The organism is Anaeromicrobium sp., assembly GCF_025210435.1.
Taxonomy (GTDB): domain Bacteria; phylum Bacillota; class Clostridia; order Peptostreptococcales; family Thermotaleaceae; genus Anaeromicrobium.
This window is the reverse complement of the sequence record NZ_JAOART010000033.1, coordinates 17,699-31,551: the sequence shown is the minus strand read 5'-3', so window position 1 is coordinate 31,551 and position 13,853 is coordinate 17,699. Positions and strand designations below refer to the sequence as shown.

Annotated in this window: 14 protein-coding genes; 2 read left to right on the top strand and 12 right to left on the bottom strand. The window is 32.6% G+C overall.

Annotation, left to right across the window (positions count from 1 at the left end; translation table 11 throughout):
• Positions 1-184 precede the first annotated feature (184 nt).
• The 4 genes from N4A57_RS04055 to N4A57_RS04040 all read right to left on the bottom strand — a co-directional run bounded on the left by N4A57_RS04055 (position 185) and on the right by N4A57_RS04040 (position 4,358).
• Complete coding sequence (locus N4A57_RS04055; protein WP_293656296.1) at positions 185-859, bottom strand: response regulator; 675 nt, start codon at positions 857-859, stop codon at positions 185-187.
• The gene (locus tag N4A57_RS04050) at positions 856-2,442 is read right to left on the bottom strand and encodes an ATP-binding protein (RefSeq protein WP_293656295.1); all 1,587 of its coding nucleotides are present in this window, start codon (positions 2,440-2,442) and stop codon (positions 856-858) included. The genes N4A57_RS04055 and N4A57_RS04050 overlap by 4 nt, the downstream gene beginning before the upstream one ends.
• Positions 2,443-2,772: 330 nt before the next feature.
• Positions 2,773-3,534, bottom strand: a complete 762-nt coding sequence (locus N4A57_RS04045; RefSeq protein WP_330671443.1) for a TerD family protein — start codon at positions 3,532-3,534, stop codon at positions 2,773-2,775.
• Positions 3,535-3,551: 17 nt separating this feature from the next.
• Positions 3,552-4,358: an AIM24 family protein gene (locus N4A57_RS04040; RefSeq protein WP_293656294.1), complete on the bottom strand. Its 807-nt coding sequence runs from the start codon at positions 4,356-4,358 to the stop codon at positions 3,552-3,554.
• A gap of 236 nt (positions 4,359-4,594) precedes the next feature.
• Between N4A57_RS04040 and N4A57_RS04035 the strand changes: the two genes are divergently transcribed.
• Positions 4,595-5,755 (top strand): L,D-transpeptidase family protein, encoded by a 1,161-nt coding sequence (locus N4A57_RS04035; protein WP_293656293.1) that lies wholly within the window; start codon positions 4,595-4,597, stop codon positions 5,753-5,755.
• An 82-nt stretch (positions 5,756-5,837) separates the two neighbouring features.
• On the opposite strand, the gene N4A57_RS04030 is transcribed toward N4A57_RS04035, so the two are convergent.
• A complete protein-coding gene (locus tag N4A57_RS04030; RefSeq protein WP_293656292.1) occupies positions 5,838-6,107 on the bottom strand; it encodes a YkuS family protein in 270 nt (89 codons plus the stop codon).
• A 127-nt stretch (positions 6,108-6,234) separates the two neighbouring features.
• Here N4A57_RS04030 and splB point away from each other — a divergent pair, with 127 nt between their 5' ends.
• A complete protein-coding gene (gene splB, locus N4A57_RS04025) occupies positions 6,235-7,245 on the top strand; it encodes a spore photoproduct lyase (protein ID WP_293656291.1) in 1,011 nt (336 codons plus the stop codon).
• 59 nt (positions 7,246-7,304) lie between these two features.
• On the opposite strand, the gene N4A57_RS04020 is transcribed toward splB, so the two are convergent.
• The 7 genes from N4A57_RS04020 to N4A57_RS03990 all read right to left on the bottom strand — a co-directional run bounded on the left by N4A57_RS04020 (position 7,305) and on the right by N4A57_RS03990 (position 13,786).
• On the bottom strand, positions 7,305-7,841 hold the full coding sequence (locus N4A57_RS04020) for a 2-oxoacid:acceptor oxidoreductase family protein (protein ID WP_293656290.1): 537 nt from the start codon (positions 7,839-7,841) through the stop codon (positions 7,305-7,307).
• Complete coding sequence (locus N4A57_RS04015) at positions 7,842-8,582, bottom strand: thiamine pyrophosphate-dependent enzyme (RefSeq protein WP_293656289.1); 741 nt, start codon at positions 8,580-8,582, stop codon at positions 7,842-7,844.
• 1 nt (position 8,583) lies between these two features.
• Entirely contained in the window at positions 8,584-9,645 is a 1,062-nt protein-coding gene (locus N4A57_RS04010; RefSeq protein ID WP_293656288.1) for a 3-methyl-2-oxobutanoate dehydrogenase subunit beta, read from the bottom strand.
• 13 nt (positions 9,646-9,658) lie between these two features.
• Entirely contained in the window at positions 9,659-9,856 is a 198-nt protein-coding gene (locus N4A57_RS04005; RefSeq protein WP_293656287.1) for a 4Fe-4S binding protein, read from the bottom strand.
• Positions 9,857-9,976: 120 nt separating this feature from the next.
• Positions 9,977-12,040 (bottom strand): molybdopterin-containing oxidoreductase family protein, encoded by a 2,064-nt coding sequence (locus N4A57_RS04000; RefSeq protein ID WP_293656286.1) that lies wholly within the window; start codon positions 12,038-12,040, stop codon positions 9,977-9,979.
• Between the two features lie 13 nt (positions 12,041-12,053).
• A complete protein-coding gene (locus N4A57_RS03995; RefSeq protein WP_293656285.1) occupies positions 12,054-12,536 on the bottom strand; it encodes a 4Fe-4S dicluster domain-containing protein in 483 nt (160 codons plus the stop codon).
• A 14-nt stretch (positions 12,537-12,550) separates the two neighbouring features.
• The gene (locus N4A57_RS03990; protein ID WP_293656284.1) at positions 12,551-13,786 is read right to left on the bottom strand and encodes an NAD(P)/FAD-dependent oxidoreductase; all 1,236 of its coding nucleotides are present in this window, start codon (positions 13,784-13,786) and stop codon (positions 12,551-12,553) included.
• Positions 13,787-13,853: the final 67 nt, after the last annotated feature.

Genomic DNA, 13,853 nt, shown 5'->3' with positions numbered 1-13,853 from the left:
TGCTATTTAAAATTATAGATAATTTGCATACTTTATTTAATATTTAGAACTTATTCTAAAGTTTTTCTAAATAAAAAATATATGGTTAATTATTTCTCAAATAAAAAATACCCTATGCCCATTAAAAAAACTCTTATAGACAATGTTTTGTCAATAAGAGTTTTATTTATTTTATTATTTATTTTTATTTATATTTATAAAGATAAGAAGGCCTTCCCCTAGAACCATATTCTATTTTTTTCTCAATACTTCCTATTTCCTCTAAATAATCTAAATACCTCCTAATGGTAACTTTAGACATACTCATATTTTCTGATATGATTTCACTAGACAATAATTCTTCTTTATTTTCTTTTAAAAACTTGATTATTCTATTTAAAGTAATTTTGTGTAATCCCTTTTTCAAGTCTTTTACTCTTTCTTCTTCATATGACCCTATAAAGAGTTTATCTAGTTCCTTTTGATTAATAAAGGGCTTTTTTATTAATAAATCCTTTCTAACTTTATAATTTAATAAGGACTTTTCTAATCTTTCAAATTCGAAGGGCTTTACCAGGTAATCTACTGCACCTAGTTTTAATGCCTCCTTAATTTTATCCGTATCATTTGCTGCTGTAACTAAAATAAAATCTATCATTTTATTTTGTTTTCTAACCCTCCTAAAAAATTCAATTCCATCAATCTTAGGCATATAAACATCTAATATGACTAAATCAATTTTATCATTTTTTATTTTCTCAAGGGCATCTTCCCCATTCTTTGCAACAAATTCAACGGTAAATCCATCTATTTTCTCTATAAATCTTCTATTCAATTCAGCCAACATAGGATCATCTTCTACTACAAGTACACGAATCATATTTTTCCCTCCTTAGGTATTCTAACCAAAATACATGTTCCTTCTTTGTACTTTGAATCTACAAAAAATTCACCATTTAATTGTTTCATGGTTTTATCAACTAAAAATAATCCTATGCCTCCTTCATCCACCTTTGTTGTAAATTCCCTTTTAAAGATCTTATCTATATTTTCCTCTTCTATACCAATACCATTATCATGGACTTCTATTTCTATAAAATTATTAACATCTTCTATTCTAAAATAAATCTCCCCATCCTCTTCTTTTTTCACAATGGCTTCCATTCCATTATCCAGTAAATTTCCAATAATAGTGACTAAATTATCATTCTGAATATTTTTATAGTGTTTTTCCAAATAAGAATTTTCATCTAGTTCCATGTTAATACTAAGTTCTTTTGCTCTATTTAGCTTCCCTAATATGATTGCTGAAATAGTCGGGTTCTTTATTTTTTTCATGAGGAAAAATCTTACTTGCTCCTGTTCCTTTACCACATCTTTAATATATGCTCTTACTTCGTCTATTTCATTTAACTTTATAAGACCTAATATAACATGTAATTTATTCATAAATTCGTGGGTATTGGCCCTTAACGCTTGAATAATTTGCCTTACCCCTGTAATCTCTTCAGCCAAACGTTTAACTTTTGTCCTATCATTAAAAGAAGCCATTGCTCCTATAATTTCATCTCCATCCTTCATGGGAACCCTATTAGTTAATATGACCGTATCATTAATGATTTGTTCTTCATTAAACTCACTTTCTCCACTTTTTAAAACGTCTAATAATCTACTTGTGGGAAATACATCTAATACATATTCTCCTATTACATTTTTGTTATTTATATTTAGTATTTTTATGGCATAATCATTAACTAAAGTAATCCTTCCCTTTCCATCAATGGCAATGATACCTTCCCTTATGGCTTCAATCATAGCCCTATTTTCTTTATACAAATACACAATTTCATCAGGTTCTAAACCTAAAAGACTATCTCTTGTTCTCTTTCCAATGGCTAATGCACCTATTATTCCTAAAACTATTCCAAATAAAGTAAATCCAAATATGGTTGTGAGAGCATGTGCTCTAAATTCTTTAATCTCTTCATATAGTACTCCTACCATTACAAAACCAATTTGTTCTTCCCTATAAAAAATTGGTTCAAAGGCCCTAATGGAAATCCCAAGCGTCCCCTTAGCTTGAGATATATAACTTACCCCTTCCTTTATTACCCTTACTTCATCCCCTCCTACAAAAGGTTTTCCAATCCTATTTGGATTTGGATGAGCATATCTTATTCCATTCATATCAGCTATAGTAATAATATCTACTCCATCTAATCTATCTAATAGTTTATGGATTGTATTTTGAACCTTTGTAGAATTCTTTTCCTTCAAAGCCCTTTTGATATCAGGTGAACTAGCTAATATTAATGATACATTTTTTATATTATCTTCCACCTTCTTTTGAATATTATCTAATGACCATTTTCCTACAAATAAAATACTTATGCCTATTGATGCGAGAATTAACACGGTTATTAGCATAGTAATTTTAGTTTGAAGAGAAAGATTTTTCTTCATCACTATCACCTCATTAATCCTATAATTTCATATTATTAAGTTTATTATATAAATAAACAACTTGAAAATTAAATATATTATTTTATAAAAATATAGATCTCACAAAATATACAATATAGGATAATCTAAATTAAATTATAAATAAAATTAAATCTTAAAGTTGAATATCTATAACAATTTTTAAAAATTAAACATAAGGCTCATTTTAAAAATACAGTGGTGAGATTACCCAGTAATAATGAAGAAAGGAATCATATTCAATATTATTTCAAAAAAAGTAGTGATATTTTCTATCACTACCTAATTTTTTAATATTTTTCATAAAAATTATTATTCTGCATCTACTCCATAACAAGCACATAATGCAGGTAATCCATCATTAAATCCACTTCCTATTGCAGTGAATTTCCATTCTCCATTATGTCTATATATTTCTCCCACAACTACGGCTGTTTCCGTACTATAATCTTCAGAAAGATCATATCTTAAAAATTCTTTGTTAGTATTTGTATCAACTAACCTAACAAAAGCATTTCCAACCATACCAAAATTTTGTCGTCTCTGTTCTGCTTCATTTATTATGATAGTAAATACAATCTTTTGAATTTCAGGAGATACACTATTTAAATCCACTTCTACTACTTCATCGTCTCCTGAACCTGCTCCTGTTCTATTATCTCCCATCAATTGGATAGAACCATCACTTAATCTCATATTATTAAAGAATATGAAATCTCCTGCATTTCTTACTTTACCATCAGCTTTAACAGCAAAAGTAAATGCATCTAAGTCAAACTCATACCCACCATCATATCTATTAGTATCCCATCCAAGGCCAACTTTAACCTTAGATAGAGTTCCTCCATTTACCCCTGCATCTGCTGCCATTTTCTTTAATGATACCTTTTGACCCTTTTTTAGGGACACCTTTTGATTAGCAGGTGTGTTCATATTTGTTGGTTGTGGTTGTGCCTGTGTCTCCATACCTGTACCTAATCCACCAAGACCTCCTAAACCTGTTGTTTGTTCCTGAGGTTGTTGTGCTACGTTATTATTTCCACTTCCTAGTCCACCAAGACCATTTAATCCCATTTTATTACCTCCTTTTTTTATCTATCGAAGAAATTTCCTAGTGTATTTGTTACTTGACCAAATGTATCATTCATGTTTTGTTGAGTATTGCCAAATGCACTTGATTGGGTACCCACCTGTTCTCCTCTGTCAATACCAATGTCAAGGCCAGATTTTCTTTCAGAAGGTTGTAACACTACATGGTGTCCTCCTTGATTAAATTCAAACATATAAGACTCTCCAGATGTTTGACCTATGAATGTCTTCCAATTTACATCTGCTTTAAGTCCTGGATCTGGACCAGTCCAGCAGATGACTGCATCAGGATCTACTCTACAAGGAGTTTCCATTACAATTGCATTTCCATCAGTAATTACAGCCACGTATCCATCTTGACCTGAATTATTCTTAAAACTAGTAGTAAATAGTCCCTTTTGAGATAAGACTCCTGATCCTATGAATCTAACACTATATTTTAAATTTCCTGAGAAAGCTAAAATGTTTTCTGATTCTACTCCAACATCTTCCCCTGGTCGTAATGGAACGATAGTTACATTTCTTCCTTGCCATGCTAATATGCACATTCCGTTACCTGTAACTTTCATAATTTCCATATTTTCCCCTGTTAATCTACGAGTAACACTATTTAAGATTCCCCTAGCCAAACCCGTACCAGCATTTGGATCTAGTAATATTTTCTCGTATTTAAATTGTCCTTTATCTGCTACCATGGCTCCCTTTTTAGCATAAAAAAATCCACTTCCTTGTGCCACACATGAAAATGCAGGAGTTTGCTTAGTTGCACCTGTTAAATGTTCATACGTTGATAATTTAAAGTTACTCATATTTTTATCCGCCCCTTATATTTTTATACTTAGAATATATTTATACTCATAATATATTTATATCATAATTTTTCACTTATTTCTATTATAGATTTATGGTTTATAAACTTGCTTCACGTGAGCCTACTTCAGGAAATTTGTAGTCATATGAAACTTAAAACATATTCTTTCATAGGACCTGGGTAATACACATATATTTACCTTAAAGAGAAATTATCTAAATATGGAGGGGTACTATGTTAGGTAAACTTAAAGGTATTATTTGTTTTTCCCTGATTTTCATTTTATCTTTGGTTCAAATACAGCTTTTATGGTCTAATGAAATATATGCACAAAGCAATGAGTCTCCCATTGAAGAAAAGGATAAAATAAGTTGTTCCAGTGAACATCTGAAAGATTTAGATGAAATTTACCCAAAGATAGATTCAATAGGTTTTGATAAAAGTAATATGGAGTTAACTGGAACTACATTCAGATTTAAGGCCATATGTAGGGGAAAAAATTTAATTTATCAATGGACCATATTTAAAGATTTTGATGAATTATATAAAAAGTACTATGATGAAGAAAATTTTTTGGATTATACAATGGATGAAGTTGGCACATACCAGATTCTTTTGAAGATTAAAGATGAAAATGGAATTACCACAAGTAAATTATCAGAGGAAATTAATATTATTACTCCTATTAAAATAAATTCTATTTGGATAGATAAAAGTGGTAAAGAACCTGTTAATACACCCCTTACCTTTTCAGCTTCAGCCCAAGGAGATAGTTTAAGGTATCATTGGTATATACTTAAGGATAGAACTGTAGTATATGATAGCCTCCTTTGCGATGATGATAGGGTCCATTACACTCCAAGGAATCCAGGAACATATAAGGCTGTCCTATATGTTAAAGATAGGTTTGGAAAATACACAAGTAAATGTTCAGAAGAAATTATAATATATGAAGAGGTTCTTACTGAAAAGGAAAAATTAGAAGCCCTTATAAACGAAAGAGATTTCACTAGTAAAACAAATTATTATATATGGATTAATACAAAGGCAAATGTGGTTTATGTTTTTGAGGGAGAAAATAAAAATTGGAATCTTACTAAAACAATGGTATGTACAGATGGGAAAGCCTCCACACCAACCATAAAAGGTAATTTTACCATTACTGGAAGGGCTCTATGGCTTACTTCATATAATGGAAAAGTAAGGGCCAAATACAAAGTTAAATTCTTTGGACATTATTATTTCCATTCGGTTTTATTCGATTCTAGGGGAAAGAATATTGTTGATTCACGCCTAGGCCAATCTCTCTCCCATGGCTGTGTTAGATTAAGTGTAGATGATGCCAAGTGGGTATATGATAATATGAATGATGGTACAGGAGTATATATTTATTAAAGGTATTCATAAAAACTCAAAGGAGCTAACATCCACCTGGTATAGGATATTAGCTCTAATTTATTTTTTTTATAATTAATATTTATCTCATGCCATTATCATGGCTAGTTATCAATATATCAAGCACCTCTTTGGGAGTTTTTCCTTCTGCTTCAATAATGGGTACATTAAGTTTTGAATTCCTTTTTATTGGAATACTCTTTGTACTTGATACTACAACTCCATCATATTTAGTGGATTCTATCCTACTTGCATTTTCATTTTTATATAATTTATGCACATCATATCCACTTTCTTCAAGGAATTCAATATAAGGCTTTAACGTATTTTCAACAACAACCTTTTTCTCCATAATAATCACCTCCATTTCTATGATTATTATGCCCACATATTCTTTTAAAATATTTATGGGATTTATACTATATGTTACCTATATAGTACTATAAGTAAATGGAAAACCTATTAAAGAGGTGAACTCTATGAAATTATTTATACCAGATATTGCTTACATAGATCCTAGAATTCTTAAATATCATGTGGGAAAAAATCTTTTAGCACACCTAGAAAATTACAATGTACCTATTATTAAATCTAGAAAGGTTATTATTGATGGTAAAACACCTGTTGAGAACTACGCTAAAGCTAAGAAGACCATTTATGTTACTATAAATGGACAAAAAAAATTGAGGCCCTGTAAACCCTCTGCCGACTATCAATTCTCATTATCTAGTTCTTGCCCTGGACACTGTGAGTATTGCTATTTGCAAACAACTCAAGGTGAAAAGCCCTTTATGAAGGTCTTTGTAAATATTGATGAAATACTTAGTGTGCTAAAAAATCATATGGATAATAATCTTCCAAATATAACTACCTTTGAATCAGGTAGTATTACAGATCCTGTGGCCCTTGAGCATTTAACTGGAAATTTAAAAAGGTCTATTGAATTTTTTGCAGAAAGTGAAAAGGGCAGACTTAGGATCATTACAAAATATGATAATGTGGATTCTTTCTTAAATATAAAACATAATAACCATACCAAATTTAGATTTAGTATAAATACTAAATACGTAATAAATAAATTCGAACATGGCACATGTACCTTTGAAGAAAGATTAGAAGGGGCAAGAAAAATCGCAAGTGCTGGTTATCCCCTAGGTTTTATCATTGCTCCCATAATGATTTATGATAATTGGAAAAAAGATTATAAAGAATTAGTCCATAAACTAAAGGCTCACTTAGATAACTACAATGATAAAATTACCTTTGAACTTATTCAACATAGGTTCACTGCCACGGCCAAAGAATTGATACTTACTAGATTTCCTAATACGGAACTCGACTTAAATGAAGAAAAAAGAATGTTAAAGTGGGGACCCTATGGGAAATTTAAACATGTATATCCCAAGGAAGAAAGTTCTGAAATGAAAGAATATATTATCGGTCTTATTAAGGATAACTTTGAAAATGGAGAAATTGAATATTTCACCTAAAAATACAAATCCTTTTTAAAAAGGGAGCCAGACAAATGTCTAGCTCCCTGAAATATTCATTATATGGCTTCATACCCAGCTTCAAATGCTTTAGTATTTATTTCAGCAAATTTTGATTTACCCTTTTTAGCAAACATATTGTTCATTGCCTCTATAGCTTCTTCCTTTGTAAAGCTTCCTGTGGCCTTTATAATAGCCCCTGTCATAACTATATTAGCACCCTTTCCATGTCCTAATTCATTAGCTATTGAATTACATGGAATTTTGTAGATAGTAATATCATCTCTATTTCCTAAGTCACATGTTACCAGTTCACTATTTATTAGTACTATTCCACCAGGCTTTACCTTGTTAATAAACATGCTATATGATGGATTATTCATGGCTAATAATACATCTGGTTCTTCTAAGGATGGATTATAGATTGCTCCTTCTCCATACTTTACAGTACAGTTTGCTGTACCACCTCTCATAGCTGAACCATAGGAAGGCATCCAAGTTACCTTAAGATCCTTTGCTGCTGCTATATCTGCAATAACAAGACCTGAAGTTAATACCCCTTGTCCTCCAAAACCTGCAAATACTAATTCCTTCATCTATTTCGCCTCCCTTTGCTTAAGTTCCCCAAGAGGATAATATGGAACAAGATCTGTTGCTATTCTTTCCATTGCCTTTATTGGAGACATTCCCCAGTTAACTGGGCATGGTGATAATACTTCCACAAGGGAATACCCCTCACCATTTACTTGTGCTTCAATGGCATTTTTAATATATTTCTTTAACTTGTTGATTTCACCAGGAGTATGTACACTTCCCCTTGCCACATATGCTGGATTAAACTGTGATGCTACCATTTCTGGGAACTTAATTGGAACTCCTGTCACTTCACAATCTCTTCCTAATTGAGACGTAGTGGTCTTTTGGTTAGGCATAGTAGTCCAACTCATTTGTCCACCAGTCATACCAAAGTTTGTATTATTAACAGTTATAACTGTAATTTTTTCATTTCTATAAGCTGCATTGATAGTTTCAGCTATACCAATACTGTATGCATCTCCATCTCCTTGATATGAAACTATAATATTTTCTGGAGATACTCTTTTCATTCCCGTTGCAACTGCAGATGCTCTACCATGAGGGCAGTGGAATCTATCAGCTGTAAGTCCTCCTCCAAGGTTTGAAGAACATCCTACCCCAATTGGGAATATTACATTCTTGTCTTGCCCAACTTCTTCTAAAACTTCACATATTAATCTGATTACTATTCCGTGACCACAGCCAGGGCAAAAGTTCATAGGCTTGTCAATCATTTCAGGAACCTTTCTCTTCATGGCCATATTAATATACCTCCTTTATTTCCCCAGCTACTATTTTCATAAAATCACTCTTTATATCTTTCATAGCAGGTATTCCATAAACATATGGTAAGCAATATGCTGGTACGTTTTTGTCATTTATTACTTTCTTTGTAAATAGTGCCACATCATCAATTAACTGTCCCGTAGCATTAGCTTCTACAGTTATAACACCCTTTACATCCTTATTGATCTTTTCAAATGCTTTTTCTGGGAAAGGCCAAGCTGTTATAGGTCTTATAAATCCTACTTTATGTCCTTCTTTTCTCAATTGCTCAACAGCACCCTTTGTACTTTGTCCTGGAAGTCCATAGGAAACAAATACATAATCTGCATCTTCAAGTCCTCCATCTTCCCATCTTTGCTCATTAGCCTTAATTAAATCATGCTTTTCATTTAATTCAACAGCTTCTGTCATTGAATTTCTATCAAATATACCAATCTTTTTATAGCTATATTGTCCATCTAATGCCCAAGGTTGTCTCTTTGGCTCAATAAAGTCTGGAAGTTCTACTGGCTCCATCATTTGACCAAGTGCACCTTCAGTCATAATCATAGTTACTATTCTATATTTTTCTGCTAAATCAAAAGCTAAGAATACATGTTCTACTGCTTCTTGAATACTAGCTGGACATAAAACGATTACTCTATAGTCACCATTTCCTCCACCTCTAGTTTCTCTGTGGTAGTCACATTGTGCTGAGTATAGTGTTCCAAGTCCGTTTCCATAACGTACTACGTTGATTACTACAGCTGCTAATTCTTCATCAGCAAGTACGGACATACCTTCTTGCTTTAAACTGATTCCAGGTCCTGAAGAAGCAGTTAAACATCTATACCCACAGGCTGCTCCCCCTATAATCATATTTACACCTGCGATTTCACTCTCAGCTTGTACAAAAGCTCTTCCAAGCTCAGGTAATCTATATGAAAGATACTCCATAATCTCTGTTGATGGTGTTATAGGGTATCCTGCGTAAAACTTACAACCTGCTCTAACTGCTGCTTCAGCTATGGCATGGTTACCTTTCCACATTTCTGCCATGACTCTTCCTCCCTTATGCTATTTCATATACGCCATCTGGACATGTTACATAACAAATTCCACAGGCGATACATAGTTCATCATTAATTTCTACAGGCTTATATCCTGAATTGTTAATTTCCTCACTAAACTTTATTGCCTTTTTAGGACAATTTACTACACATAAGCCACATTCTTTACATCTATTGGCATTAATTTTAACTTTACTCATAAGTTTCTCCTTTCATATTTCCCGGAAAATAGTGCTTGTTTCCACTAGATTTTTTTCTAGTGAAAATAAGCTCTTAATCTCTAATATTAATTTATATTAAAATAAAATATATAAAATGTATTATATTTTCTCAATTTTCACCTGTACTGCCTTTAAACTTGGGAAACCTGAAATAGAATCTGTCACATCATCGTAAGTTACTCTGTTAATGTTTTCATTTACAAAACCGTGGGTATGTTGTACAGCACCTTTGTATATTTCTTTTTTATGTACAACTTCCACATAAGTATCTACACTACCTATCCTAGATGTAACTCTTACTCTATCTCCATTTTTTACACCTAATTCCTTTGCATCCTCTGGATGGATTTCTAAAGCTCCATGGGGCTCTGATTTATATAATTGAGGTATATTTCTGTATCTTCCATGGAAGTACTTTTGCTTTCTAGCACCCGTCATTAAAAGATATGGATATTCTTTTTCGTTATTTTTCACATATGCAGGTGCATGATATTCTGGTACTCCATCTAATCCTTCTATCCCTTTATCTACCAGGTATTGGGAGAATAACTCTACCTTTCCAGTAGGAGTATTAAATGGTTTTTCTCCATTTGCAGCTTTTCTTATATGTTTTTCATATTCATATTCACCAAATATAAATCCACTTGGATTAGTCTTAAGATCAGCTACTGTATATCCTGTAGGTTCAAGTAACCATTCTGTTAATTCATGGTCATCCTTCCATGGGAAATAGTCTCCTGCATTCATTCTTTCAGCAAGCCCTTTAAATAATTCATATTCAGTTTGAAGTCCATTGTCTATATGCTTTCCTGTTATGAATGCAGCTTGCTTTGCTGAGTTGCAAAATACTTCTTCCCTTTCTAAATAAGAAGCTGCTGGTAATATATAATCAGCAAACTTAGCAGTTTCAGTCATAAATAAGTCCTTTACAACTAATAAGTCAAGTTCTGATAATGCAGCTTCCACCTTATTTGAATTAGCATTAGTTAAAACAGGGTTTGCTGCTGTCATAACTAGTCCCTTAAATGGATATGGCTTTGAGCTAAGTATTTGATCCATTAGCATTAATGTGTGACATTCTTGTCTTCTTTCATATAAAACTGGATATTTTTCTGCTCCAATGGGCTTTAATTCTAATAGGGGCTTTTCATCATAAATTGTTAGGCCTCTCATTCCAAATCCAGAAGGTGTTTTCATTCCACCTTTTCTATCTGTAGCTCCTGCTATTGCATCAATCATAGTTACGGCCCTAATACTGTTAACTCCATTTGATTGATGCTCGAGTCCAGTACCTGCCCAACTTGAAACACAAGGTCTAGCCTTAGCTATGGCATCTACCATCATTGTGATGTATTTACCTTCAACTCCTGTGATTTCCTCTACCCTCTCGAAAGTAAATTCTTGTGCATATTCCTTAAGCTCAGGAAAACCAACTGTGAAGTTTTCTATAAACTCATGATCGATTTCATCTCTTCTTATCATTTCTCTTATAATACCCCAGGCTAATGCTGAGTCAGTACCTGGTTTTATCTTTATGAATATATCAGCTTGTCTAGCAATTTCTGTATATCTAGTATCTATTACAACTAAAGTGGCTCCCTTTTCCCTACCCATATTTATTTGTTGCATCCAATATGAGTGAGATAGTGGTGCATTAGTACCCCAGTTGATTATCATTTTTGAATTTTCATAATCAGCTTGTGGCCAACAACCGTATACTAAATTGAAAGATAAGTATCTACTAGCAAAACATTGAGTATCGTTTGAAAAATAGTTTGGTGATCCTACAGCATGGATCCATCTTCTTGCTAACTCTTCTTGCTGTGCAAAGTCAATACCTTCACCCTTCCAAACACCTATAGCATTGTCTCCATACTTCTTTTGAATATTAAGAAGTTTCTCTGCTATTTCGTCCATGGCTTGTTCTAATTCAATTTCTTCAAACTCGCCATTTTCATTTTTCTTCAAAGGCTTCATAAGTCTATCTTGATGGTTTAGCCATGTAACAGCTGAACTTCCTTTAATACATATTCTTCCCTTATTTAAAACGCTATCTTTATTACCTTCAATGTGTACAACTTTGTTATCTTCTATATGTGCGTCTATACCACATAGGGTTCCGCACATTCTACAGGTTGTTTTGACTACCTTCTTTTCTCCCATCAGTAACATCTCCTTACTTACATGAATGTTTAAACGTCTCAGCAATTCTCATATCTATTTTTTTTCTAGTTCTTTCAGTATATTCTTCTATATCTTCATAGTTAAGAGCCGCAGCTACACAGTGTCCAACACATCTTGGATTTCCATCACATAAATTACACTTAGTACTTACTAGTTTTTCTTCATCAAAGTGTATATTTCCGTAAGGACAGGCTAATATGCACATTTTACATCCAGCACATTTGCTACTGTCAATTACAACTGCTCCTGTTTCTTCTTCCCTGCTAATTGCTGCTGCTGGACATACATTCATACACCAGGCTTCTTCACAGTGTAGACATGTCATAGGAATAACAGCATGTTCATCTATATAATGATTTACTTTAATTTTAGATTCTTTTCTTTCACAAGTAGCTTTAGAGTTTGCAAAAGCACATGCAAGCTCACAATTTCTACAACCTACGCACTTTGTGGTGTCCATGGTTATAACTTTCATATTCTAACCTCCATCTATACTCTGCTACTAAATATTTTAATATCTAGGTAATTTTCAAGTTTCTCTGGTACACAATCTGCCTTAATATTTTTTCTAATTATGGTTCTAAGCTTTCCAAATAATTTTACTGATTCTGAATTTCCTACTAAGCACGCTCCTACTATTAAATCGTTTTTATAGCATATTTTAACATAGCCTTTGTGCTCATTCATATCAAACACATAAGAACTATGGATATGATCATCATTAAATAATCCCATAGAGGCAACTGTTACATCATACATTTGAGTAACATTCATATTTAAGCTTCCCCTATATTTTATATTTTTTCCTGCCATATTAGCTCCTGCAACTTCACCCATTTCTACAGCTGTTGGCCAAAGGGCATGGGTTAAATGTTTATCTCCAAAAGTTGTAGGTCCTGCAGCCACATCTCCTGCTGAGTATACATCTTCAATATTAGTTTTCATATTTTCATTTACAAAAATGGCTCTATCATGTTCTATTCCTGTACCTTCTATAAAGCTTAGGTTACTACGAACTCCTGTACCTACAATGATAAAATCTGCCTTAATCGGTTCTTTATCTTTAAGATGAAGGACAAAACTTCCATCTTCTAACTTTTCTATTTTCTGTGTTATAGTGTTAGTATGTAACTTAACACCACTTTCTTTTATTTTATCTGTAAGTAAATTAGCTCCCGCCACGTCTAATACACTAGGCATTACTCTATTTGCTATCTCTATTACATTTACATCTAATCCTCTGTATTTGGCTGCCCATGCAGCTTGAAGTGCAACAAATCCAGACCCTATTACAGCGACTTTTTTCTTTGTATCAAATAATGGAATCAACTTATCTAAATCAGCCTTTGTCCACATATGATATACACCTTCACTCTTTACTCCTTCAATAGGAGGAGCTACTGCATAAGATCCTGTGGCTATAAGTAATTTATCATAGGAAACTTTATTGTCACCTTTAAGAATTACTGTCTTATCTAATGTATCAATTTCTAAAACTTCATCTTCCATATACACAATATTATTTTCAGCATAATACTCTTTGTCTCTAATGAAGATGTTGTTATATTCTATTTTTCCCCTTAAAACATAGGGAAGTAAAACCCTTGAATAAGCCAGTCCTGCCTCTTTAGATATTATTGTTAACTCACTATTTTTATCATATTTTCTGAAAGTCTTTGCTGCAGCTAGCCCAGCGGCACTATTACCAATAATTATAACTTTCAAATCTTCACCTTCTAAACTATTTATTTTTATTAATAAATAAGCCCACTACCCATTATTAAAAAGTGAT